General features: G+C 75.2%; 20 protein-coding genes. 10 read left to right on the plus strand and 10 right to left on the minus strand.

Annotation, left to right across the window (positions count from 1 at the left end):
* The first annotated feature begins 1 nt into the window (after position 1).
* Positions 2-871, plus strand: coding sequence for a DUF3626 domain-containing protein (locus tag BLR33_RS11390; protein WP_093784214.1), 870 nt, complete (start codon positions 2-4; stop codon positions 869-871).
* A gap of 99 nt (positions 872-970) precedes the next feature.
* Here the strand turns inward: BLR33_RS11390 and BLR33_RS11395 are convergent, their stop codons facing one another.
* Complete coding sequence (locus tag BLR33_RS11395) at positions 971-1,774, minus strand: class I SAM-dependent methyltransferase (protein ID WP_093784215.1); 804 nt, start codon at positions 1,772-1,774, stop codon at positions 971-973.
* Positions 1,775-2,130: 356 nt separating this feature from the next.
* Between BLR33_RS11395 and BLR33_RS11400 the strand changes: the two genes are divergently transcribed.
* Entirely contained in the window at positions 2,131-3,681 is a 1,551-nt protein-coding gene (locus tag BLR33_RS11400; protein ID WP_093784216.1) for an ATP-binding SpoIIE family protein phosphatase, read from the plus strand.
* Positions 3,682-3,739: 58 nt separating this feature from the next.
* Here the strand turns inward: BLR33_RS11400 and BLR33_RS11405 are convergent, their stop codons facing one another.
* The 3 genes from BLR33_RS11405 to BLR33_RS11415 form a co-directional block, all read right to left on the minus strand.
* A complete protein-coding gene (locus tag BLR33_RS11405; RefSeq protein ID WP_093784217.1) occupies positions 3,740-4,567 on the minus strand; it encodes a VOC family protein in 828 nt (275 codons plus the stop codon).
* A gap of 297 nt (positions 4,568-4,864) precedes the next feature.
* On the minus strand, positions 4,865-5,692 hold the full coding sequence (locus BLR33_RS11410; RefSeq protein WP_245771336.1) for a hypothetical protein: 828 nt from the start codon (positions 5,690-5,692) through the stop codon (positions 4,865-4,867).
* Positions 5,692-6,948, minus strand: coding sequence for a VWA domain-containing protein (locus BLR33_RS11415; RefSeq protein ID WP_093784218.1), 1,257 nt, complete (start codon positions 6,946-6,948; stop codon positions 5,692-5,694). The genes BLR33_RS11410 and BLR33_RS11415 overlap by 1 nt, the downstream gene beginning before the upstream one ends.
* A gap of 209 nt (positions 6,949-7,157) precedes the next feature.
* Between BLR33_RS11415 and BLR33_RS11420 the strand changes: the two genes are divergently transcribed.
* The 5 genes from BLR33_RS11420 (at position 7,158) to BLR33_RS11440 (ending at position 12,355) form a co-directional block, all read left to right on the plus strand.
* Positions 7,158-7,904, plus strand: coding sequence for a DUF4232 domain-containing protein (locus BLR33_RS11420; protein ID WP_176930223.1), 747 nt, complete (start codon positions 7,158-7,160; stop codon positions 7,902-7,904).
* Positions 7,901-8,575 (plus strand): class F sortase, encoded by a 675-nt coding sequence (locus BLR33_RS11425; protein ID WP_245771337.1) that lies wholly within the window; start codon positions 7,901-7,903, stop codon positions 8,573-8,575. The genes BLR33_RS11420 and BLR33_RS11425 overlap by 4 nt, the downstream gene beginning before the upstream one ends.
* Before the next feature lie 57 nt (positions 8,576-8,632).
* Positions 8,633-9,121 (plus strand): RNA polymerase sigma factor, encoded by a 489-nt coding sequence (locus tag BLR33_RS11430; protein ID WP_093784321.1) that lies wholly within the window; start codon positions 8,633-8,635, stop codon positions 9,119-9,121.
* Positions 9,105-10,337 (plus strand): DUF4232 domain-containing protein, encoded by a 1,233-nt coding sequence (locus BLR33_RS11435; RefSeq protein ID WP_093784220.1) that lies wholly within the window; start codon positions 9,105-9,107, stop codon positions 10,335-10,337. The genes BLR33_RS11430 and BLR33_RS11435 overlap by 17 nt, the downstream gene beginning before the upstream one ends.
* 869 nt (positions 10,338-11,206) lie before the next feature.
* The gene (locus tag BLR33_RS11440) at positions 11,207-12,355 is read left to right on the plus strand and encodes a PP2C family protein-serine/threonine phosphatase (RefSeq protein ID WP_245771352.1); all 1,149 of its coding nucleotides are present in this window, start codon (positions 11,207-11,209) and stop codon (positions 12,353-12,355) included.
* A 264-nt stretch (positions 12,356-12,619) separates the two neighbouring features.
* Here the strand turns inward: BLR33_RS11440 and BLR33_RS11445 are convergent, their stop codons facing one another.
* Positions 12,620-13,303 carry a ribonuclease H family protein gene (locus BLR33_RS11445; RefSeq protein ID WP_093784222.1) on the minus strand — a complete coding sequence of 228 codons (684 nt, stop codon included), beginning with the start codon at positions 13,301-13,303 and terminating at the stop codon, positions 12,620-12,622.
* Positions 13,304-13,361: 58 nt separating this feature from the next.
* On the minus strand, positions 13,362-14,726 hold the full coding sequence (locus BLR33_RS11450) for an NAD(P)/FAD-dependent oxidoreductase (RefSeq protein ID WP_093784223.1): 1,365 nt from the start codon (positions 14,724-14,726) through the stop codon (positions 13,362-13,364).
* A 376-nt stretch (positions 14,727-15,102) separates the two neighbouring features.
* Here BLR33_RS11450 and paaK point away from each other — a divergent pair, with 376 nt between their 5' ends.
* A complete protein-coding gene (gene paaK, locus BLR33_RS11455; protein ID WP_407639661.1) occupies positions 15,103-16,365 on the plus strand; it encodes a phenylacetate--CoA ligase PaaK in 1,263 nt (420 codons plus the stop codon).
* Between the two features lie 108 nt (positions 16,366-16,473).
* Here paaK and BLR33_RS11460 read toward each other — a convergent pair whose 3' ends face one another.
* Both BLR33_RS11460 and BLR33_RS11465 read right to left on the minus strand, forming a co-directional pair.
* Entirely contained in the window at positions 16,474-17,643 is a 1,170-nt protein-coding gene (locus tag BLR33_RS11460; RefSeq protein ID WP_093784225.1) for an SPFH domain-containing protein, read from the minus strand.
* A gap of 25 nt (positions 17,644-17,668) precedes the next feature.
* Positions 17,669-17,902 carry a hypothetical protein gene (locus BLR33_RS11465; RefSeq protein ID WP_093784226.1) on the minus strand — a complete coding sequence of 78 codons (234 nt, stop codon included), beginning with the start codon at positions 17,900-17,902 and terminating at the stop codon, positions 17,669-17,671.
* Between the two features lie 233 nt (positions 17,903-18,135).
* Here BLR33_RS11465 and nhaA point away from each other — a divergent pair, with 233 nt between their 5' ends.
* The gene (gene nhaA, locus BLR33_RS11470; protein WP_093784227.1) at positions 18,136-20,085 is read left to right on the plus strand and encodes a Na+/H+ antiporter NhaA; all 1,950 of its coding nucleotides are present in this window, start codon (positions 18,136-18,138) and stop codon (positions 20,083-20,085) included.
* Positions 20,086-20,139: 54 nt separating this feature from the next.
* Here the strand turns inward: nhaA and BLR33_RS11475 are convergent, their stop codons facing one another.
* Together BLR33_RS11475 and BLR33_RS11480 are read right to left on the minus strand one after the other, a co-directional pair.
* Complete coding sequence (locus BLR33_RS11475; protein WP_093784228.1) at positions 20,140-20,364, minus strand: DUF6296 family protein; 225 nt, start codon at positions 20,362-20,364, stop codon at positions 20,140-20,142.
* 117 nt (positions 20,365-20,481) lie between these two features.
* On the minus strand, positions 20,482-21,084 hold the full coding sequence (locus BLR33_RS11480; protein ID WP_093784229.1) for a TetR/AcrR family transcriptional regulator: 603 nt from the start codon (positions 21,082-21,084) through the stop codon (positions 20,482-20,484).
* 102 nt (positions 21,085-21,186) lie between these two features.
* Here BLR33_RS11480 and BLR33_RS11485 point away from each other — a divergent pair, with 102 nt between their 5' ends.
* Positions 21,187-23,508, plus strand: a complete 2,322-nt coding sequence (locus BLR33_RS11485; RefSeq protein ID WP_176930224.1) for an MMPL family transporter — start codon at positions 21,187-21,189, stop codon at positions 23,506-23,508.
* The last annotated feature ends 34 nt before the right edge of the window (positions 23,509-23,542 follow it).

The following is a 23,542-nucleotide window of genomic DNA, read 5'->3' on the forward strand; positions in this document are numbered from 1 at the left end:
GATGGACCCCGAGCCCCGCGCCACGCGGGCGCTGCGCCACGTCGCCGCCCTCGCCACGGGCGGGCCGGTGGATGCCGCGCTGCGCGTGACCCTCAACTTCCACCCCGACCGCCTGGTGGGCGGCCGGGAGATCCTGCGGCGGATGGCCGCCGACGGCGTGTACCGCTCGCAGTTCGCCACCGGAGTGAGCAACGGCGGGCTGACCGCCTTCCCCGGCGGTGACCGATGGCGCTGGGAGAGCCGGATGTTCGGCGGCGCCTACGACGACGCGGCCCCGCACGAGCGGCCGGTCTACGGCGCCTGGGACTTCCGGCGGCGCGCGGTGGGCGCGGCCCCGCGGTTCGGCTCGGCGCACTTCCGGCTGGCCGCGTCCGTGGTGGCCCGCACGACCTTCTGCTACCCCGACAGCGTCGAGGAGCCCCGCGACTTCGGGGTGGCCGGGCGGATGGCGCTGGAGGCGCTCGCGCTGGCGGGCGGCAGGGACGCGCTGGACGACTACGTGGAGGCGCACGTGCACGGCCCCGTCCGGCTGGAGCGGGACGTGGAGGCGCTGGTGCTGGACCCCTGCTACCGCGGGACCGCCGTGGAGGAGGCCGCCCGGGCGCTGCCCTGCCCGCTGGAGTGGCACGGTGGTTTCCGGCTGCCCGCGCGGGAGTTGCGCGGCCATCGGGACTTCCGGGGGCCGCGCGTGGCGGAGCTGGCCGAGGAGGTGGCGGCGGGCGGGGTCCTTGACCCGGCCGTGATCGGCGCGGCGGTCAGGTCGGGGCGGTACGACCCGCAGGACCTGAAGAAGGTCTGGCACTGCCTGGCCCGCTTCGGGGCGCCGCGCGAGGCCGCACCCGCCGCCGGCCTCGCAGACCCGGTCGGCTGACCCCGTCGACCGATCCGGCCGGCCGAACCGCTCGCCTGGACCGCCGGCTTGACCGGTCGGCCGGACCGCTCGCCCGAGCCACCCGGCGCCCGGGCGGTGTCAGAGCCGGCCGGCGGCCTTGCCGACCTCGCGGCGCAGCGCCTCGTACCGGCCGCGGGAGGCGCGGCGGTTGCGGGCGCGGACCAGGGTGGGCCAGAAGGCGCCGTCGAGCAGGGCCTCGGGCTGCACGGCGTCGGTGCGGCCGAGGATGGACTCGGGGACCTTCTGCGGGTCGGGCACGACCCACTCCTGCACGATCTCCTCGTAGTGGTCCTTGAGCACGGTGCTGGTCGGGTCGGCGCCGAGCACCATGAGCACGCCGGTGGGCTCGGTGTCCACGGGCAGGATCGTCAGGTCCGGGCGGTAGCGCTCCAGCACGGGGATCAGCTTGTAGACGTCGCCGGCCCAGAACTTGGTGTGGCGGTCGCGGGCGGCCTCGTCGACGTCGCGCGGCAGCATGTCGTCGAGGACGATGACGGTGTCCCAGCGCGAGAAGCGCTCCACGTTCATGAAGTCGCGCAGCACGTACTCGAAGAGGTGCATGCCGTCGATGAAGGCGAGGTCGAGGGTGGTGCCGCCGCGGTAGTGGGCGAACAGCGGGCGGCCCTTGCGGACGTTCTTCAGCGGGTTGCGGGCGCTCTTGAGGTGGCCGAGCGGGTCGCGGCCGGCGAAGAAGTCGTCGCTGGTGGCCTTCACCAGGTGGATGTCACCGCGCAGCGAGACATTGACCTTGAAGGCCGGGTCGATGCCGATGCTCGGCACGGCGGACAGCGCCAGGCTGCGTCCGTCGTTGACCCCGATCTCCAGGTAGTTGCGCACGGCGGCGACCCGGTGCAGGCCCCGCAGGAACTCGTGACGGTCCACTGAATACCACCCAACTCATGTGCACTGACGGCGTGATTGGCGTCACACCCTACACGGGCTCACACCCTGGTTTTCCCGCGCCGACGGCTCCCGGACAGCTCCCGGACGACTCCGGGTCGCCGTGCGCGGGGGCCACGGCGGGGCTCCCCGGCCCCTGCGGCAACGCCTCGGGCAGGTGCTCGCCCGCCGCTTGTCCGGCAGTTCTACCCCAACGCTTCACCCGTGGGTAGCCCCGGCAGTCCCCCGGGTTCGCCGGGCGGCCACCCTCCACCGGGACTCCACAACACCTTCAGGTGATATGTCCCATTTGACGTAGGCTGTGCACTGTCGGGGGGGTCGATCACGGAGGGGCGGACATGGAACTCGCCGCGGAGGCGATATCGGGGCATCCCGCGCGCCACAGGGCGCTGATCGCCCTGCGGGCGGCTCCGTCCGTCGTCCTCGTGCTGTCCGCGGCCGTGATCGTGGCGACCAGCCCGGGCGGCCACTTCGGCCTCGCGCTGGCCGTCGTGCCGTTCCTGGCGGCGGCCGTGCACGGCGTGCAGGCCACCGCGCTGATCGGCGCGCTGACCGTCGGCACGTACGCGGGGCTGCGGCACTGGCAGTCCGAGGACGACACCGATGTGTGGCTGATCAAGCTGGGCCTGATGGCCGCGACGGCCGCGGTGGCGGTGCTGATCAGCCAGGCGCGGGTCCGCGAGCTGGCCCTGAACCGCAGCCGCGACACCGCGCTGACCCTCCAACGCGGCCTGCTGCCACGGGACTTCCCGGCCACCAGCGCCGCCGAGATCAGGTACCGGTACGTCCCCGCGGACACCGCGGCGGGCGTGGGCGGCGACTGGTTCGACGTCATCCCGCTGTCCGGGGCGCGGGTCGCGCTGGTGATGGGCGACGTCGTGGGCCACGGCCTGCACGCGGCGGCCACCATGGGGCGGCTGCGCACCGCCGTGCACACCCTGGCCGACCTGGACCTGCCACCGGACGAGGTGCTGGCCCGCATGGACGACCTGGTGGTGCGCATGGGCCACGACGAGGTCGGCCGCGAGCCGGGCGCCTCCTGCCTCTACATGGTCTACGACCCGGTGGCCGGCACCTGCACGATGGGCAACGCCGGGCACACGCCGCCCGCCTTCGTCTCCCCCGACGGGCGGGTCGAGGTCCAGCCGCAGGCGCAGAACCCGCCGCTCGGCTACGGCAGCGCCCCCTTCGCACCGGTCGAGGTGTCCCTTCCCGAGGGCACGGTGATCGCCCTCTACACCGACGGCCTGCTCGACCTGCGGCACCGCGAGGCCGACGACGCCGTCGCCGCCCTCACCGCGCTCCTCGGCGGCGGCAGCCCCAGCCACAGCCGGTACGGCAACCCGAACGACAACTCGGACCACAGCCGCCTGCCGGGCGCCAGGGGCGCGCACGAGCCCGCCGGCCCCGGCCCGGGCGCGGACAGCCTCGAGCGGATGTGCGACCGCGTCTACGCGGCCCTGCCGCCCGAGCACGACGACGACGCGGCCCTGATGCTCGCCCGCACCCGCGTGCTGGACGCGGACCACGTGGCCGACTGGCACCTGTCCGGGCAGCCGGAGGAGGTCGCCGCGGCCCGCTCGGCGCTGGTGGGGCGGATGGAGGAGTGGGGCCTGGGCGAGCTGGCGTTCACCATGGAGCTGGTCGTCAGCGAGCTGGTGACGAACGCCGTGCAGCACGCCGCCGCCCCGGTCGGGCTGCGGCTGATCCTGGACGACGCGCTGGTCTGCGAGGTCTCCGACGCCAGCAGCACCTCGCCGCACCCGCGGCGGGCCGAGCCCTGGGAGGAGAGCGGGCGCGGGCTGTTCCTGGTCGGGCAGCTCGCCGACCGCTGGGGCACCCGCTACACGCCCACCGGCAAGACGATCTGGGCCGAGAAGTACCTCTGAGCCCGCCCGGGCCCGCTCCGCCCCCGGGTCAGGCCGGGTCAGGCCGGGTCAGGCCGGGTCAGGCCGGCCCGGCCGAGCCCGGCAGCAGGTGGACGGCGGTGAACAGGCCGCCCTCGGGGTCGCGCAGCTCGGCGTAGTCGCCGACCGGGGAGGTGCCGCGCTTGACGAGGGCGCCGCCGAGATCGCGGGCGGCGGCCACCGCGGCGTCCAGGTCGGCCACGGTGAACTGCACGTCCCAGTGCGGCCGGATCGCCGGGTCGGGGGCGGCCTCGACCGCGCCGGAGGAGAGCCGGGCCACCACGGCGCCCCGGCTGCGGACCACGACCTCCTCGTGCTCGTAGTCCACCGTGCAGTGGTCCGGGCTGCCGTCCGCCCAGGTGAGCACCCCGCCGTAGAAGATCGCGGCCTCGAAGGCGTCGCGGGTGCGCAGCCGCAGCGTGATCGGGCCCTGGTCGTTCCAGGTCTCCCAGCCGGTGGGCAGCCGGCCGTCCCACACGCCGAAGACGGCGCCGTCGCGGTCGGCGGCCAGCAGCGCCCGCCCGGAGGCGAAGGCGACCGGGCCGAGGGCCACGGTGGCGCTGCGCTCGCGGATGCGGGCGGCGGCCTCGTCGAGCTGGGGGACGAAGAAGTACGGGGTCCAGCCGACGGCGATCTGCAGGTCGGTGGCCAGGCCCGCGATGCCGGCGACGGGCCGGCCGCTGCTGAGGGCGACGGCGAAGTGGTCGCCCAGCGTGGTGTTGCGGAAGTCCCAGCCGAGCACGCTGCCGTAGAACTTCTCGGCGCTCCGCAGGTCGCGGGCGGTCAGCTGGGCCCAGCAGGGCGCGCCGCGGGGGACGTCGGGGACGGAGGTGCCCGCGGGCGCGGGCGGCGGCTGCTCGTTGGTCACTGCGGTGCCGTTTCGTTCGGTGGCCGGGTGCCGTGGGCGGACATGGTGCGAGCCGTCGCCTTCCCCGGTGCGGCCGGATCATGCCGTACCGCCCCGGATCACGCCGGATCGCCGCCGGGGCCCGGCGCGCGGCCGCGCGGCCCGGCCGCCCTGTGCACGACGTTACCGCCTGCGCGCGGTGGGTGACCGGGCGGGTCGGTCGACCGGGGTACCCCGGGGAAGCCGGAGGGGCGCGCGCGGGGGTTCGCGCGGGCCCCTCCGGGTGCGGCTGTGGGGTGTCGGCGGCGTGGTCGCGGTTCAGTCGCCGTAGCCGACGGGCTCCCGGGGCCGCTCGTAGCCGACCGGGCGGGACGGCGCCGCGGGGACGACCGGGCCGCGGGCGAGGCGGTGCGCGCCCAGGGCCAGGGCGACGGCGAGCAGGCCGCCGCCGCCCGTCCACAGCCAGCGCGGCGACCACCAGGTGCCGGCCCAGCCGCCGGCGGGGGCGACGTGCGGGCCGTTGGCGGTGACCACGGGCGCGACCGAGCCGTCCACGGCCTGGCTGCCCGCGGTGCCCGAGGAGGTCGCCTTCATCGCGGCCTGCACGGGCTGGCCGAGGTCGGCCTGCGGCAGGTCGAGGACGGTCAGCCGCACGTAGTAGGTGCCGCGCAGCGGGTCGTTGGACCAGGGCTCGGACCACGAGCGGATGGTCCGCAGGTGGCAGGCGAGGTCCACGGAGCCGGCGTCGGCCGCCACGGTCGCGGTCTGCACCCCGAAGCGGCACGGCTGGCGGCGGCGCAGGCCGTCGTAGACGTCGACCTGCCAGGTGGAGGGGCCGTGCCGGACCGCGGTGGAGGGGAAGGTGACGGTGGCGTGCACGGTGACGTTCTGGCCGGTGTCGGCGGCGAACTGCCAGTACAGGTAGTCGCCGGCCGAGGCCGAGGCGGTGGCCTGGACGCCCTGGTCCACGACGGTCGCGGTGCGGAAGTCGGTGCCGGCCTCGGTGGGCGGGGCGTCGCTGCCGGTGGCCGTCGCAGTGGGCGTGGGGGTGTCGGTGCTGTCGTCGGCGGCGGCGCTGCCGGTCAGGGCCGCCAGGGCCGTGGCCGCGAGGAGGGCGGCGGTGCCCAGGAGTCGTACGGTGCGCATCAGCGGGTCCTCCCGGAGGTCAGGCGCCAGCGGGCGGCCCAGCCGGTGAGCAGGCCGGCGACGATGCCGATGACGGCGAGCAGGCCGAGCAGCCACCAGCCGCGGCCCAGGCCGTGGAAGGCGACGTCGGAGGGCTTGTGGGGGGCGGGGACGAGGTCGAGGGAGAGCTCGACCGGCAGGCCGGGCTCGGTCTTCACCGAGGCGGGCGCGGAGAAGGAGTTGCCGACCTGCAGGCAGACGGTCTCGGCGGGCGCGTCGTCGGAGTCGGGCTTGGGGTAGCGGATGCCGGCCGAGACGGCGTCGGTGCGGCCGGTGCCGCTCTCGTCGTCGCGGACGATCTCGCGGCCGTGCAGGGTGACCCCGCGCAGCAGGACCCCGTAGTCGGCGTTGACGGCGCGGTCGTCGGAGACGGTGACGGCGGCCCGCAGCTCCTGGCCGGGCGCGACCTGGACGCGGTACCAGCGGTTCTCCGAGAAGGTCTCACGGTCGCTGTAGAGGCCCTGCTTGAGGACCGGCGCGTCGGTGCAGCTGCCGGCGCCCTGCGTGGCGGTGGGGGTGACCGCGGTGTCGGTGGAGCGGTCGACGAGCTGCTTGACCTTCGTGGTCAGCTGCTGGCGGTGCTGGACGGTGGTGTAGGTGCCGCCGGTGGCCTCGGCGATGCAGCTGAGCTGGTTGCGGGTCTTGGCGTCGGGGATCAGGCCGAGGGTGTCGATGGTGAGGTCGATGCCCTCGGCGGCGATCTGCCGGGCGACGTCGCAGGGGTTGGCGTTGCAGGTGTCCTCGCCGTCGGTGATGAGCACCAGGCGATGGGTGCCGTCGCCGCCCTTGATGTCGCCGGCGGCGGCGAGCAGGGCGGGGCCGATGGGCGTCCAGCCGGTGGGCTGCAGCGTGGCGACGGCCGACTTGGCCTGGTCGCGGTTGAGCTGGCCGACCGGGTAGAGCTGCGCGGTGTCCTTGCAGCCGGTCTTGCGGTCGTTCCCCGGGTAGTTGGCGCCGAGCGTGCGTATGCCGAGGTCGACGCCCTCGGGCGTGGAGTCCAGTACGTCGTCGAACGCCTGCTTGGCGGCGGACATCCGGGACTGGCCGTCGATGTCCTTGGCGCTCATCGACCCGCTGACGTCCAGGACGAGTTCGACCTTGGGGGTGGCCCCCGGCACGGGCTCCCCGGCATGGGCGGTGGCCGGTAGGAGGCCGCAGGCGAGTGCGGCCATCAGTCCGCAGGCCGAACCGGCGGCCAGTAGCTTTCGGATGATCATCGCAGGATCGTAGTGAAGGTCGGCCGAATCCCGAAGTCGGCTGGTCAGCACGGTGGTTGGGCGCAATGGGGCGGACTTTGACGTTTCTTTACAACCCGGGCGGGGGCCGGATCGTCTCTCCCCGCGATTCCCGTCAACGGGCCCGCCGCCGGCGGTCCCCGGGAGCCGCGAGCAGTCGAGGGAAATCAAGGGAAGTCAAGGGAGCAGACATGCGCAGCAGTTCACTGGCCGCGGGGGCCGCGGTCCTCGCGGTGGCCGTGCTCGGAGCGGCGCCGGCCATGGCGTCCTCGCCCGTGCGGGACAGCTCGGCCACACCGATGTGCGGCACCTCGCAGCTGTCCGTCGCGCTGGGCGGCGGCGACGCGGGCGCCGGCAACCTCTACCGGTACCTGGTCTTCACCAACACCGGCTCCACCGCGTGCCACCTGACCGGCTACCCGGGCCTGTCCATGCTGGACGCCGGCGGCAAGCAGATCGGGCAGCCCGCCACCCGCGAACCGCGCAGCTATGCCCCGGTCGTGCTGCGGCCCGGCGCGTCCGCGAGCGACACCATCCACACCGCCAACCACCAGGGCACCTGCCTGCCCGCCTCGGCCAAGCTGAAGGTGTACCCGCCGGGGAACACCGCCTCGGTCACCATCCCCGGCTCGATCACCGAGTGCTTCAACACCTTCTCGGTCACCCCGCTGGCCGCGGGCAAGGACGGCAACCCGGGCGGGGCGTCGGCGCCCACCGCCTCCCCGAGCCGCCCGGCGGGCTCCTCCGGCGCCACGGGCTCCACCGGCGGCGGCTCGCAGGTGCCGGTGGTGCCCTCCGGCGCCCCTGACACCGGCCTCGCGGCGACCGGTGCGCACAGTGACAACTCCGAGGTGCTCGCCGCGACCGGCGCGGGCGTGCTCGTCCTCGGCGGCGCCGGCTTCGCGCTGGCGCGCCGCCGGGTGCGGACCGGCCGTTGAGCCGCACGGGCGGCCGGACGGCGGCAGGCGGCCGGGTCCGCCGCGGGAGCGCCCTGGCGCTCGCCGCGGCGGGCCTGGCCCTGCTGTGCGGTTGCGGCCCGGACTCCGCCAAGGCGCAGGCGCCCTCCGGCAGCGGCGCGGCCAGCGTCTCCGCCCCCGCCGCCACCTCCTCGGCGCCGGCGGCCACCGACGCCCCCGCGCACCCGATGGACCGCTCCGTCCCGACCCGGCTGGAGGTGCCCGCGATCGGCGTCGACACCGCCGTGATGGCGCTGGGCCTGGCCGGCGACGGCACCGTCCAGGTGCCGCCGATCGCCGCGCACTCCCCCGCCGGGTGGTACGACGGCTCGCCGACGCCGGGGCAGCTGGGGCCCTCGGTGATCCTGGGCCACGTCACCGTGGGGCGCTACGGTGACGGGGTGTTCCTCCACCTCGACCGGCTGCGCGCGGGTGACGCGGTGTCGGTGACCCGCAAGGACGGCTCGACCGCGCGGTTCCGCGTGGACCGGGTGCAGACCGTGGCGAAGTCGCACTTCCCGACATCGGCGGTGTACGGGAACGTCGACCGGCCCGAGCTGCGTCTCATCACGTGCGGCGGGACCCGGCTCACCGGGGGCGGCGGCTACGCGGACAACGTGATCGTGTACGCCTCGCTCGTCTCCGGATCGTGATCCGCCTTCCGCGTCCCGGCCGGGAGACAGTCACGACCACGAGTGAGGGGAACCGCCATCCGGTCTCAAGAGCGCGCCGCCGCCGAGCTGTTCGCGGCGCTGTACCCGCGGCTGGCCGGCTGGGTGCGCCGCCTGGTGGACGACGACGGGACCGCGCACGAGATCGCGTCCGAGGCGTTCACCCGGCTGTGGGCGCGCTGGACGAAGGTGGAGGAGCCCAGCGGCTTCCTCTACGTGACGGCGGCGAACCTGGTGCGCGACCACTGGCGCAAACTGGAGCGCGAGCGGCGCGCCCTGCGCCGCACGGCCACGGAGGAGGCGGTGCGCCCGCAGCCGGAGACCGCCGATCCCACGGTGCGGATGCTGGTGCAGTCGCTGCCGGAGCGGCTGCGCAGCCCCGCGCTGCTCTACTACTACGCGGACCTGCCGGTCCGGGAGGTAGCGGCCCTGCTGGGCCGCCGGGAGGGCACCGTCAAGGCCGACCTGCACGCCGCCCGCGAACTGCTGCGCGCCAAGCTCGGGGAGCACCATGACCGGATTTCCTGACGACCCCGCCGAGGGCTCCGCCGGCCACGGCGAGCAAGCCCACCGGGAACCGCAGCAGCCCGGAAACGGCGGCGCCGGGAAGCCGGCGGGCCCCGGCGGAGGCCGCGGCCCGGACCCGAGCGGTGGCATCGACGGCGGCCGCGGCGGCTCCGGCGAGCCGGAAGCCCCCGGCGAGGACGGCGGCCCGAGCGGCACCGGCAGGTCCGGCGGCCAGGGCTTCGGCGCCGTGGACGGCGCCGGTCGTCCGCGTGAAGGCGGCACCGATGGCAGCCCCGGCCCGGACGGCCTCGGGTCCTTCGGCCGCGGTGGGGGCGGGGACGGGGGCCTCGGGGCGCCCTTCGGCCTGCCCGGCAGAGCCGCGGACGACGGGTACGACGGGTACGACGGGTACGACGGGGCCGGTGATCCGCTGGAGCGGGTGCTGCGGCCTCGGCCCGGGTACCTGGCCGCGCCCCCCGGCGCCTTCGAGCGCATCCGCGGGCGGGCGGCCCGGCGGCGCCGGTTGCGGGCGGCCGCGGGCGGGGTGGCCGCGCTCGCCGTGGTCACCGGGTCGCTCTACGCGGCCGGCGTGCTCGCCCCGCGGGACGGCGGCAGGGAGGTCGGACCGCCCGCGAACAGTACGCAGGCGAGCACGTCGCCGGGGCCGACCCGTACGTCCGGCACCCTCGCGCCCTCGGTCACCGCGTCGCCCCACACGCCCGACCGGCAGGGCAGCGGCAGCGCCGGGGCCGTCGCGGGCGAGCAGGGTTCCTCGGCGCCGGCCACGGGCGGCACCCGGACGCCGTCCTCGCCCTCGGCCGGCGGCACCGCGATGTGCACGGCCGGGCAGCTGAGCGTGGCGCTCGGCGGCGGCGACGCGGGCGCGGGCAACCTCTACCGCTACCTGGTGGTCACCAACACCGGCAGCGCGGCCTGCCAGGTCGACGGCTTTCCCGGCCTGTCCCTGCTGGACGCGAACGGCAAGCAGATCGGGCAGCCCGCCACCCGCCGGCCGCTGGCCCACTCGCCCGTCGTCCTGCGGCCGGGCGCCAGCGCGAGCGACACCATCCACACCGCGAACCAGCAGGGCACGTGCGAGACCCCCTCCACGCGGCTGCGGATCTACCCACCGGGCAGCCGGCAGTCGCTGACCTTCCCGGGGTCGATCACCATCTGCGACGGCCTCTTCGAGATCACCCCGTTCATCGCAGGCCGGACGGGCAACCCGCCCGCCTAGCGGCCCGCCCGGCACCTCCCGGCCGCGCCCTCGGCTCCGGAGCCCGCTTACCGCCGGCGGACCGCGCGGCTCCCGGTCCGGGTCCTGCCGGCGGCGGGCACGACGTGGCGGGGCGGGCGCCGCTGCGAGACGGAGACAGTGGCGCTTTGGACCCCACGGCTCCGGTCAGGGTCCTGCTGGCGGCAGGCGGCGCCGCGAAGCGCGGGGCGGGCGCCGATACGGGCCCGGAGACAGTGGCCCTGCGGGTCCCGGACGGGAAGACCTGCCGGTGGGCGCGGGGAGCCGCCCGCGCCGCGCGACGTGAAGCTGACGACGCCACGCCCCACTGGGCCCGCGCCGCCCAGGCAAGGGGCGGGCGGACCCCTGGCCGGGGCCCGGAGCTGCCCGCGCTGCTCGACCCGTGGCGTCGAGCGGCGCCGCGAGGTGCGGGGCGCGCGGCGCTGCGGGGGCACGGGCCGCCGGCGCCGCGAGTCCAGGCCCGCGGCGCGGCGGACCCGCTGGTCGACAGGCCGGGCCGCACGGCCGGCCGTCGCCGGGCCGTGCGCCCCCGTGTGCGCCCTCGCGCGCGGGCGGGGTGCTCCCGAGCGGGAGCCGCACGGGCGATGCCGTGGAAAGCTTTGAAGGTGGCCTCAATGCGGTAACGGCCGGTGAGGCCCGGCCGGGCCGGTGGTTGCCTGGGACCCGGCCGGTTCCGGCCACCGTTCGGGCACCGGGGAAGGGAGTGGTCCATGGCGCTGCGTCGCACCGGCGGCGGCCGCCGCCCCGCCGCGGTCCCCGCCCTGCCGCGGCTGCTCGGCGGCGGCCAGGACGAGGGGACCGCCCCGCAGGAACCCGCTCCGGTCCTGCTGACCGTGCTGCCGTACGCGGTGATGGCGCTGGTCGCGCTGCTGGACGGCATCGGCGGCCAGAGCGTCGGCCTGCTGCCACTGGTGGCCCTCGGCCCGGCGTTCGCCGGACTGGTCGGCTCCTGGGTGCGTACCGCCGTGGTCGGGGTGCTCGCGGTGGCCGTGGTGTGCGCGCTGGGCGTGGTGGACGGGCTCTTCGCCGAGCGGCGCGGGTTCGCCGCGATCGGCGCCGTGGTGGGGGTCACCGTCGCCGGCATCATGGCGGCGGTCATCCGGCAGCGCAGCGAGCGCGAGCTGGCGAACGTGCGCTCGATCGCGGAGGTCGCCCAGCGGGTGCTGCTGCGCCCGGTGCCGCGCAGCGCGGGGCACCTGCGGGCCGCGGTCTCGTACACCTCCGCGGTCGCCGAGGCGCGTATCGGCGGGGACCTGTACGAGGTGGTGCCCTCGCCGGCGGGGGTGCGGGTGATCATCGGCGACGTGCAGGGCAAGGGGCTGGAGGCGGTGGAGACCGCCGCGGTGGTGCTCGGCGCCTTCCGGGAGGCCGCGCACGACGAGAAGGGCCTGGAGGGCGTGGGCGAGCGGGTGCAGCGGGCCGCGGACCGGGCGCTGGGCGGGGAGAAGTTCGTCACCGCGATCATGGCCGAGATCAGCCCCGTGCACGGGACACGGCTGCTGAACTACGGGCACCCGGCGCCGATGCTCGTCAAGCCGGACGGGCAGGTGGAGCTGCCCGAGCCGCCGGAGTACTCGATGCCGCTCGGGCTCGGCCTGGACCGGGCCGAGGCCGCCGTCCCGTTCGAGGTGGACTTCCGCCCCGGGGACCAGCTGCTGCTCTACACCGACGGCGTCACCGAGGCCCGCGACGCGGCCGGCATGTTCTACCCGCTGCGCGAACGGGCCCGGCTGCTGGCCGACGGCGACCCCCAGCGCGCCCTGGAGGCCCTGCGGGCCGACCTGGTCCGCCACGCCGAGGGCCCCCTCCACGACGACGCGGCCATGCTCCTGCTCCGCTACCGCGACCCCGCCCCGCACCCCCCGTCCGCGAACGGCGCGGAGCGCCCCGAGGACGCGGACCTCGAAGCGGACGCCGCGGTGATCCCCGCGACCGCCGACGGCCAGGCAGGCGGCGGAGCAACGCGCATGCGCGAGGAGGAGCCGAAGCAGACGGGCTGACCGGCTGCCGGCGCTCCCCACAGCCGGCCACCCCACGCGTGCCGGCCCGCGGGGCGGTCGGCGAGCCGCACGGGCCGCGCGGCCACGTCCATCCGGCATTCCGTGCCGTGGTCAGGTCGGCCACCAGGGCGGGGGCGGGTCCGCGAGGCCTCAGGTGCCGCGCGCACCTGCCCCTCGCTTCCCGCGGCAGCGCGCAGCCCTCGCGGGCGGCTTCGGGCCCCGCACCGGCGGGCGCCCTCGTGACGACACCCGCGGGCCGCGCCGTCAGCAGTCCGGGTGGCCCCAGCCGTCCGGGTTCTTGGAGATGGGCTCGCCCGCAGCGTAGGGGCGGCCGCAGCGGCAGCGGCCCGGGAACTTCGCCTTCAGGGTGCGGGCCGGGCCCGTGGAGCCGCCGCGCGAGGCGCCCGCGCCCGACCCTCCCGAGCGCGGCGTCTTCGGGGGCTTGCGGCTGCTCTCCGGGGCCGGCGGCGGCACCGGGGAGCCCTGGTCGCTGCCGGCCGGCTGCTGGACGCGGGCGGCCTGGCTGGCGGCGCGGTCGGCGAAGTCGTTGAGCCGGTCGCCGCCCACCTGGTGGGCCGGCACGTAGCGGAACTCCACGCTGCGGCCCGACAGCAGCGCGTCGATCCGCACCACCAGCTCCTGGTTCGCCACCGGCTTGCCGGCCGCGTTCTTCCAGCCGTTGCGCTTCCAGTTGGGCAGCCAGGTGGTGACGGCCTTCATCGCGTACTGGGAGTCCATCCGGACCTCCAGCGCCGTGTCCGGCCCGGCGGCTGTCAACAGCCGCTCCAGAGCGGTCAGTTCGGCGACGTTGTTGGTCGCCGTGCCGAGCGGGCCGGCCTCCCAGCGGTCCGGCTCACCCGAGCCGTCCGCCATGACCCAGGCCCAGCCGGCGGGGCCGGGATTGCCTTTGGACGCGCCGTCACAGGCGGCGATGATGCGGTCTGCCACCCCCCGATCATGCCACCCGCTCCCGCCGGCCGGGGAACCGCGCAGGCCGCGGGCCGCCTCAGCCCTGGAAGTGCGCGGCCCGGGTGTGCTCGCGGACCTCCTCCGGGGTGAGGTAGGAGTCGGTGTACTCGAAGTCGCGCAGCGCGGCCGGTGTCCGGGACTGGAAGCCGGTGCGGACGAAGTCGTCACCGGCCACCGCGTTGAGCAGCCAGTTGGTCATGACGCGGGCCTTGGCGACGTTCGTGCGCAGGGCCGACCAGTGGTAGCCGCGGGCGACGGCCTGGGCGGGCATGCCGCGCAGCTCGATGCCCAGCGGCTTGGAGACCGCGTCGCGGCCGCCGAGGTCGACGACCAGGCCGAGGTCCTTGTGGACGTACGGCTGCAGCGGCTGCTCGCGCAGGGTGGCGATGACGTTGTCGGCGACCCGGCGGCCCTGGCGCATGGCGTGCTGGGCGGTGGGCGGGCAGACGGCGCCCTCGTCGTCCTTGGTGAGGTCGGGCACCGCGGCGGCGTCGCCGAGCGCGAACACCCCGTCCCGGCCCGGCACCGTCATCTGCGCCGTCACCGCGAGGCGGCCCTTGAGCGTCTCGGCGTCCAGCGTCGCGATCAGCGGGCTGGCGACAACCCCGGCGGTCCAGATCAGCGTGCGCGAGGGCACCACGCGGCCGTCGGTGAAGGTGACCTCCTCCGGTGCGGCCTTGGCCACCGACACCCCGAGCGAGATGTCGATGCCGCGGTCGCGCAGGATCTTCAGCGCGCTCAGGCCCAGCTTCTCGCCGAGTTCGGGCATCAGCCGCGGGGCGATGTCGATCAGGTGCCACTTGATCTCGCGCGGGTCCAGCCGGGGGTAGCGCTTGGCGGCGTTGCTGGTCAGCCGCTGCAGGCAGGCCGCGGTCTCGGTGCCTGCGTAGCCGCCGCCGACGACCACGAACTGCAGCCGGGAGGCGCGCTCGGCCGGGTCCTCGCTGGCGTCGGCGAGGTCGAGCTGGGCGATGACGTGGTCGCGCACGTAGGCGGCCTCGGCGAGGGTCTTCATGCCGCGGGCGTGCTCGGCCAAGCCGGGGATGTCGAAGGTGCGGGTGACGCTGCCGGGGGCGAGGACGAGGTAGTCGTAGTGCTCGTCGACCTCCTCGCCGGTGATCTTGCGGATCACGCACACCTTGGCCTTGGTGTCCACGCCGATCGCCCCGCCGGGCACGATCCGGGTGCGGTGCCGGCGGCTGCGGCGCAGCGAGACCGCGATGGACTGCGGGGTGAGCATGCCGGAGGCCACCTGCGGCAGCAGCGGCAGGTAGAGCTGGTAGGAGAACGGCGTCACGAGGCAGACATCGGCTTCGCCGGGGGCGAGTCTGCGCTCCAGCCTGCGGACGCACTCCACACCGGCGAATCCGGCACCCACCACGAGGATCTTCGGTCGTGCCACGATGTTGGTCCCTTCTGCGCGGCCGGGGATCGTGCTCTCCGGGTGCGCCTGCCCGCTGATCGCGGCTCCGCACTTCTGTCCTACCCCGCGCCCGACGCGCACGCCAGCGGAACGGCGAACCCCGGCACCGCAGGCGCCGGGTGGCGCGGCCGCCGCAGCGCGGACGGGGGGCGGGGCGGGTTCGGGTGCGTCCTTGAAGGTTCGTCCTCGAAGGTTCGTCCTTGACACCCGGCGTGCTTGCTGGTTCGTTGGCCTCCAGGGATACGACCGAACGGTCGGTCGGCACACAGGCGTGCGAGGCGGAGGCGGCATGGGCGGCGGAGGTGCGGCACGGGTGGCGCCGGTTCCGGACGGGCTGCTCGACCCCGCGGAGCGAATGGGCGCCGAGGAGCTGGCGGCCCTCCAACTGGAGCGACTGCAGGCCACCTTGCGGCACGCGTACGCGCACGTGGAGACCTACCGCCGGAAGTTCGACGCCGCCGGGGTGCGGCCCGAGGACTGCCGCAGCCTGGCCGACCTGGCGCACTTCCCGTTCACCACCAAGGCGGACCTGCGCGAGGCGTACCCGTTCGGGATGTTCGCGGTGCCGATGGAGCGGGTGCGGCGGCTGCACGCGTCGAGCGGCACGACCGGCCGCCCCACCGTCGTCGGGTACACCGAGGACGACCTGTCGGTGTGGGCCGAGGTGGTGGCGCGGTCGATCAGGGCGGCCGGCGGGCGGCCCGGCCACAAGGTCCATGTCGCGTACGGGTACGGGCTGTTCACCGGCGGGCTGGGCGCGCACTACGGCGCCGAGCGCGCGGGCTGCACCGTGATCCCGGCCTCGGGCGGCATGACCGCCCGGCAGGTGCAGATCATCCGCGACTTCGGCCCCGAGATCATCATGGTCACGCCCTCCTACATGCTGACGCTGCTGGAGGAGTTCGAGCGGCAGGGCGTCGACCCGCGCGGCACCTCGCTGCGGGTGGGGATCTTCGGGGCCGAGCCGTGGACGGAGGCGATGCGGGCCGAGATCGAGGAGCGGTTCGGCATCGACGCGGTGGACATTTACGGTCTGTCGGAGGTCATGGGGCCGGGCGTGGCGCAGGAGTACGCCGAGACCAAAGACGGCCTGCACATCTGGGAGGACCACTTCCTGCCGGAGGTGGTGGACCCCTTCACCGACGCGGTGCTGGCGCCCGGGGAGAGCGGTGAGCTGGTCTTCACCTCGCTGACCAAGCAGGCGCTGCCGGTGATCCGCTACCGCACCCGGGACCTGACCCGGCTGCTGCCCGGCACGGTGCGGCCCGCCTTCCGCCGGATGGAGAAGGTCACCGGCCGCTGCGACGACATGATCGTGCTGCGCGGGGTGAACGTCTTCCCGAGCCAGATCGAGGAGATCGTGCTGCGGGTGCCGACGGTGGCGCCGCACTTCCGGATCGAGCTGAGCAGGCGCGGCCGGCTGGACCACATGGCGGTCCTGGTGGAGGCCCGCCCGCAGGCGGCAGCCGCCGAGCGGGCCGCGGCAGCCGGGCAGATCGCCCGCGCGGTCAAGGACGGCGTGGGCGTGAGCGTCCAGGTCGAGGTGGTCGATCCGGAGTCGCTGGAGCGCTCGGTCGGCAAGATCCAGCGGGTACGCGACCTGCGCGACCGCGCCTGACGACGCACGCCTCGGGGACGGCGGGGCCGGCAGGCCGGTCCCGCGGGGGGCGGCGGCGGCCCGGCGGGCGCCGAAGGGGGCGCGCACACCGGGCCGGGCCCGCCCCGGTCAGTCGACGGTGACCGGGCCGTCGCCCGAGGCGTTCTTGCCGTTCTTGCCGCGCAGCGTCAGGGCGGTGCCGGGCGCCTCGCCGTTCTGCTCGCCGCCGAGGTTCTTGCGGACCGAGTCCAGGATCGTCAGGCCCTGGCTGACCAGGCCCGCGGCGATCTCGCTGAGGCCGTCGGCGCCGTTGAGCACGTTCACGTTGGCGCCCGACAGGCCCGCCGACGCCTCCTTGACGATCAGCGGCAGCTGGTCGATGAGCATCCGGTCCAGGGCGACCCGGTCGTGCGAGGCGGCCGCCTCGGCCTGGATGCGCATCCGCTCGGCGTCGGCGACGGCCAGCACCCTGATCCGCTCGGCCTCTGCCTCGGCCGGCTTGACGATCTCGGCCACCAGCTGCTGCTGGCGCAGCTCGGCCGCGCGCAGCGCCAGTTCGGTCTGGGCGGCGAGCACCTCCTGCTGGGCGTGCGCCTGGGCGAGCGGCCCGGCCTGGGCGGCCTGGGCCTGTGCCCGGTCCACCTCGGCGTTGTACTCGGCCTGCACGATCGCGGTCTGCCGGGCGTACTCGGCCTGGTTGCGGGCCGCGACCTGCTGGGCCTCCACCGACGCCTGCGTGGCCTGGGCCTGCGCGATCTGCGCCTGCCGCTGGATGGCGGCCTTGTGCGGGGCGGACATCGCCTCGATGTAGCCGGTGTCGCCGTCGTCGATCGACTGGATCTGCAGCGAGTCGACGGTCAGCCCGATCTTGGCCATCTCCGCCTTGGAGGTCTCCAGCACCTCGGTGGCGAGCTTCTGCCGCTCGGTGACGATCTCCTCCACCGTCATCGAGCCGATGATCGAGCGCAGGTGGCCGGCGAAGATCCGCCCGGTGAGGATGGCCATCTGGTCCTGGTCCGACAGGAAGCGCTGGCCGGCGTTGACGATGCTCTCGTGGTCGTTGCCGACCTTGAACGCGATCACTGCCTTCACCGTCAGCCCGATGCCCTGCCGGGTCACGCAGCGCTCGGAGACCTCCGCCTCGCACATCGCCAAGGTGAGGAACCGGGTCTTGCGGAACACCGGCAGCACGAACTTCCCGTGGCCGGTCACGACCCGGAACGGCGCACCGCCGAGCCCGCGCCGGCCCCCGGAGATCAGCATCGCCTCGTCGGGCGCGGGAACGCGGTATCCGAACATCCTTCGTCTCCTTCTCGAGCGCGGCTCAGCCGGCCGGAGCGTCCAGCGGGTCCGCCCACTCGATCACGTCCACCTGCCGGCTGCCGCGGGATTCCACCACGAGCACGGTCCTCCCCTTCGGCAGGGGCTCGTCCGACCAGGCGATAAAGGCTTCGGAGCCGCCTCTGACGCGGACCAGCACCTCGCCGGGCCCCTCGGGCCCGCGGGTGCCGACCAGCAACTCCCCCGTGCAGCCGATCACGGCATCGTCCCGTGCCATCAACGGCCGCCCCCCTTTGTCGTCGTGGTGGTGCGATTTCCGACCGTGACCATCCTCCCACCGGTGCACGCCCGGGGACCTGCGATGGCCGCTACGGAATACGCCTGCCGGACGGCGGCGGTTCCGCCGGGCGCGCCGGGGATTTCCGGCCGGGTCCCCCGGCTGGTGGGATGATCGGACGGTACAAGGCTGCGGCACGGCGCCGGCACGCCGTGCGGACAGTGGGAGGCTGGATGTTCCGGGGTTGGTCGACTCCCCTGCCGGACGACGCGGTGGACCAGCGGAGCGAGCGCGAGGGCGACCAGAGCGAGCACGACCGCGACAGCACCGCGTCGCCCTGGGCGTACATCCGCACCGAGACCGGCAGCGCCGCGGTGCTGCTGGCCGGCACCGTCGCGGCCCTCGTCTGGGTGAACGCCGCACCTGGCAGCTACGCGAAGGTGTGGGCCACCCGCCTGTCGGTGGAACTGGGCGGCCACGGGGTGGCCATGGACCTGCGTGCATGGGTCAACAGCGGGCTGATGACGCTGTTCTTCCTGGTGGTGGGGCTGGAGGCGCGGCGCGAGTTCGACATGGGCGAGCTGCGCGACCGGCGCCGGATCGCGCTGCCGCTGCTGGCCGGGGTCAGCGGCATGGTGGTGCCGGTGGCGATCTTCCTCGCGATCAACGCCGGGCGGTCCTCCGCGCACGGCTGGGGTGCCGCGATGTCCACCGACACCGCGTTCGCGCTCGGCATGCTGGCGCTGCTCGGCTCGCGCTTCCCGCGCCGGCTGCACACCTTCATCCTCACCGTGGCGGTGGTGGACGACTTCCTGGCGCTCGCGGTGATCGCCGTCGCCTACAGCGAGCACATCTCGTGGACGCCGCTGCTGGTGGGCATCGGGGTGCTGCTGGTGACGGCGGCGGTGCGGCGGGCCGGGGTGCGCAGGGGCGGGCCGTACGCGGTGCTGGGCATCGTCGCCTGGGTGGCGTTCGTGCACTCGGGGGTGGACCCGGTGGTCGTCGGCCTGATCATCGGTCTGCTGGCGTTCGCCTATCCGGCGCCGCGGGACGCCCTGGAGCGGGCCAGCGGCCTGTTCCGCTCCTTCCGCGAGCAGCCCACCGCCGAGCTGGAGCGCGAGGCCCGCCTCGGCATCGCCTCCGCCCTGTCGCCCAACGACCGGTTGCAGCGGCTGTGGCACCCCTGGACCAGTTACGCGATCGTGCCGCTGTTCGCGCTGGCCAACGCGGGCATCCAGATCGACGGCTCGCTGCTGTCGCGCGCCTTCACCTCGCCGATCACGCTGGGCATCCTCATCGGCTACGGGGTGGGCAAGCCGATCGGCATCGTGGGCTCCACCGCGCTGGCGACGGCGGCCAGCCGCGGGCGGACCCGGCCGCCGGTCGGCTGGGCGGCGGTCACCGGCGGCGGCACCATCGCCGGGATCGGCTTCACCGTCTCGCTGCTGATCGCCACCCTCGCCTTCCACGGGTCCCGGCTGGACGAGGCGAAGATCGGCGTGCTCAGCGCGGTGGTCTTCGCGATGCTGAGCACCACGGCTGTCGCGGCCGTGACGTCCCTGCTGCCCGACGCCCGGCGGGCCCGGGCACTGCTGGGCACCTCGCCCTCGCTGGTGGACCTCGCCGAGCCGGTGGACCCCGAGCGCGACCACGTGCGCGGGCCGCTGGACGCGCCGGTGACGGTGGTGGAGTACGGGGACTTCGAGTGCCCCTACTGCGGGCAGGCCGAGTCGGTGGTGCGCGAACTGCTCGCGGACTTCGGCGACGTGCGCTACGTCTGGCGGCACCTGCCGCTGACCGATGTGCACCCGCACGCGCAACTGGCCGCCGAGGCGGCGGAGGCGGCGGCGCTGCAGGGCGAGTTCTGGGCGATGCGGGACCTGCTCATCTCCCGCCAGGAGCAGCTGGGCGTGAAGGACCTGCTGCGCTACGCCGACGAGATCGGCCTGGACGTCGAGGCGTTCAAGCACGCGCTCAAGGCGCGCAAGGGGGCGGCGCGGATCGCGCAGGACGTGGAGTCGGCGGACCTGAGCGGGGTGTCGGGCACGCCGACGTTCTTCGTCAACGGCCGCCGCCACCACGGTGCCTACGACATCGCGAGCCTGTCGAAGGCCGTGGTGGCGGCGCGGGACCGGGCGGTCCTGGTGGACGGCAACGACAGCGGCAGCACCCGCCACTCGTGACGGATGCCGCCGCTCCCGCAGCCGACGGCCGCGGGTCGTCGCGGATCTTCCGGGTCAGGGGGTGCGGACCGCGAGGGGCGGCACCGGTTCCTGGTGGCCGCCGCTGGCGATCATCCGCACCTCGCCGTCGCTGCTGATCTCGGCACGCACGATGCCGGTGTCGTCCTCGTAGACGGGATAGCCGCCGGCGCCTGACGCGTCGGTGCGGTGGACCACCACGACGTCGTCCTCGACGGCGGGGGCCTGGAAGACCAGCTCGTAGAATTCGGGATAGTCCATGGGCACACACCTCCCCAGGGGCATCCTCTCCATCATCCCCCGCTGCCGCCGTGCGCGCCTCCCCCGGGCCGCGGGTTTCGCGAAGTGCCTGGTCAGGATCGGCGTGTCGGGGCCGCGTCAGAGGGTGGACAGGCCGCCGTCGAGGAACCGCAGGGCGGTGGCGAGGGCCGCGTGCATGTCGGTGCCGGACGGGCTGTCGCCGACGGCGAGCATGACCGCCACGGCGGCCGCGGCGGCGATCCGCGGGCCGGGGTCGGTGGGCAGGGTGCCGGTGTCCTTGGCGACGGCCTCGGTGCCGGCCTGGACGGCGTCGGCCATCCGGGCCATCTGCAGGGCGCGCAGCTCGGGGTTGGCGCAGAACATCAGCCGCGCCTCCTCCTCCAGGCCCTGCCGCCAGGGCTCGGCGTGCTTCTCGTCCACCCAGGCGCCCAGGATCGCGGTCAGCGACTCCCCCGGCGCCCGCTCCCGCAGCCGGTCGGCGAGCTGCTGGGCCCGCTCGGTGAAGCCGGACAGGGCGATCTCCTGCTTGGAGGGGAAGTAGAGCGTGACCGTGCGGGGCGCCACTTCGGCGCGCTCGGCGATGTCGGCGACGGTCGTCCGGTCGTAACCACGCTCGGCGAACAGCTCGAAGGCGGCGCGGGTGATCGCCTCCCGGCGCCGCGCCTTGCCCCGTTCCCGCAGGCCGGGTACGGCCGCCCCCTGTGCCGCGTGCTCGGTCATGGCCTCATGTTACCGTGGGGCGTCAGTTTGCAGTTAACTGCATTTTTGCCGTGGACTGCACTTACGGGCGCCCGTGCGGGGCGCCGGCGCGAAGGAGGGTCCATGGCCGGTCGGTTGTACGCGTTGGGGGCGTGGGCGGCCCGCCGGCGAGGGCGGGTGCTGGCGGTCTGGCTGCTGCTGGTGGCGGTGGTCGGCGGCCTGGGCGCGGGCTTCGGCGGCAGCTACACCACCGAGTTCTCCGTCCCCGGCATCGAGTCCCAGCGCGCCCAGGACCTGCTGCGCGCGGACTTCCCGCAGGCCGCCGCGGGCGTGGCCCGGGTCGTCTTCGCCGCGCCCAAGGGCAGCACCCTCGACGCGCCGGCCGACCGGGCCGCCATCGACCGGGGGCTGCGGGCGGCCGCCGAGGTGCCCGGCGTCGTGGCGGTGCGCCCGCCGGCCCAGGGCGGCGGCGTCTCGCCCGACCACACCGTCGCCTATGCCGACGTGCAGTTCCGGCAGATCCCCGACGACGTGCCCAAGTCCGCCCAGGACGCGCTGCAGGCGTCCATGGCGCCGGTCCGCCAGGCGGGCCTGACCGTGGAGTTCGGCGGCACCGCCATGCACCCGGCCACCCATGTCGGCGGGCCGAGCGAGATCGTCGGCGTGGCCATCGCGTTCGTGGTCCTCGCGCTCGCCCTCGGCTCGCTGCTGGCGGCCGGGCTGCCGCTGGTGACGGCCCTGGTCGGGGTGGCGATCGGCGTGCTCGGGGTGGGCTTCACCGCCCGCTTCGTGACGATGACCGACACCGCGACCGTGCTCGCGCTCATGCTGGGCCTGGCCGTGGGCATCGACTACGCGCTCTTCATCGTCTCCCGGCACCGCGAGCAACTGGCCGACCCCCGCACCGAGGTGGCCGACTCGATCGCTCGCGCGACCGCGACAGCCGGCAGCAGCGTCGTCTTCGCCGGCGGCACCGTGGTGGTCGCCCTGGCCGCGCTCACCGCGACCGGCATCCCGTTCCTGAGCACGATGGGCCTGGCCGCGGCCGCAACCGTCCTCATCGCGGTGCTGGTGGCGCTCACGCTGCTGCCCGCGCTGCTCGGCTGGGCGGGCGAGCGGCTGCGGCCGAAACAGGCGCGGCAGGCGCGGGCCGCACGGGCGGCGGGTGCGCACGGGACCGGCGGGGCAGCCGCGCAGAGCGACACCGGGGAGCCGCGTGCGGCGAGCGCCGCCGGGCCGGGCCGCGGCCGGATCGGCGGCGGCGAGCCGGGCCGCTGGGGCGCCGCATGGGCGCGGGCGGTCACCCGCCGCCCGGTGGCCGTGGTGCTGCTCGCCGTGGTGGGCCTCGGGGTGCTCGCCGCACCCGCGCTGCACCTGCGGCTCGGCCTGCCCAGCAACGAGACGCAGCCCGCCGCCAGCACCCAGCACCGCAGCTACGACCTGCTCACCCGCGGCTTCGGCCCCGGCTTCAACGCCGCCCTCACCGTCGCCGTGGACACCTCGAAGATGCCGCGGCAGCAGCGGTCCGCCGCCGTCTCCGGCCTGGCCGCCGCGCTGCGCCACGACCCCGACGTCGCCGCCGTCACCCCGCCGCTGGCGAACCCGGCCGGCACCCTCGGCGCGCTCAACGTGGTGCCCCGCAGCGGGCCCGACGACCAGGCGACCGCCGACCTCGTGCACCGCATCCGCCACTCGGCCGCCGACGGCAAGCAGCAGGTGGAGAAGGCCGGCGGCCGCGTCTACGTCACCGGCACCACCGCCGCCGCGATCGACGTCTCGGCGAAGCTGTCGGCCGCCCTGCCGCTCTACGTCGGCATCATCGTGGTGCTCGCGGTGCTGCTGCTCATGATCGCCTTCCGCTCGCTGCTGGTGCCGCTGAAGGCCGTCGCCGGGTTCCTGCTGTCGATCGGCGCGAGCCTGGGCCTGGTCACCTGGGTCTTCCAGGACGGCCACCTCGGCGGCGCGGTCCAGGCGGCCGCGGCGGCCCCGGTGATCGCCTTCCTGCCGGTGCTGCTGATCGGGGTGCTCTTCGGCCTGGCCATGGACTACGAGGTCTTCCTGGTCAGCCGGATGCGCGAGCACTTCTCGCAGCACGGCCAGCCCCGGGCGGCCGTGGTGGCGGGCGTGACGCGCAGCGGGCGCGTGGTGTGCGCGGCCGCGCTGATCATGGCGGCGGTCTTCGGCAGCTTCGTCTTCGACGGCGACCCGATCGTGAAGTCCATCGGCTTCGCGCTGACCGCCGGGGTGCTCATCGACGCCTTCGTGGTGCGGATGACGCTGGTGCCCGCGGTGCTGGCGCTGCTCGGCCGGTACGCCTGGTGGCTGCCGCGGCCGCTGGCCCGGGTGCTGCCGGCGGTGGACATCGAGGGCGCCTCGCTGCCGGCGCCCGCGGCGGGTCCGGAGCCCGCCGCCGGCGTGCCGCCCGCCGCCGTCCGCCGGCCGTAGCGTCCCCAAGAGCCGCGACGCCGCTGCCGCGCAC

Origin of the sequence: Actinacidiphila guanduensis, assembly GCF_900103985.1 — a bacterium.
In the GTDB taxonomy this organism is placed as follows: domain Bacteria; phylum Actinomycetota; class Actinomycetes; order Streptomycetales; family Streptomycetaceae; genus Actinacidiphila; species Actinacidiphila guanduensis.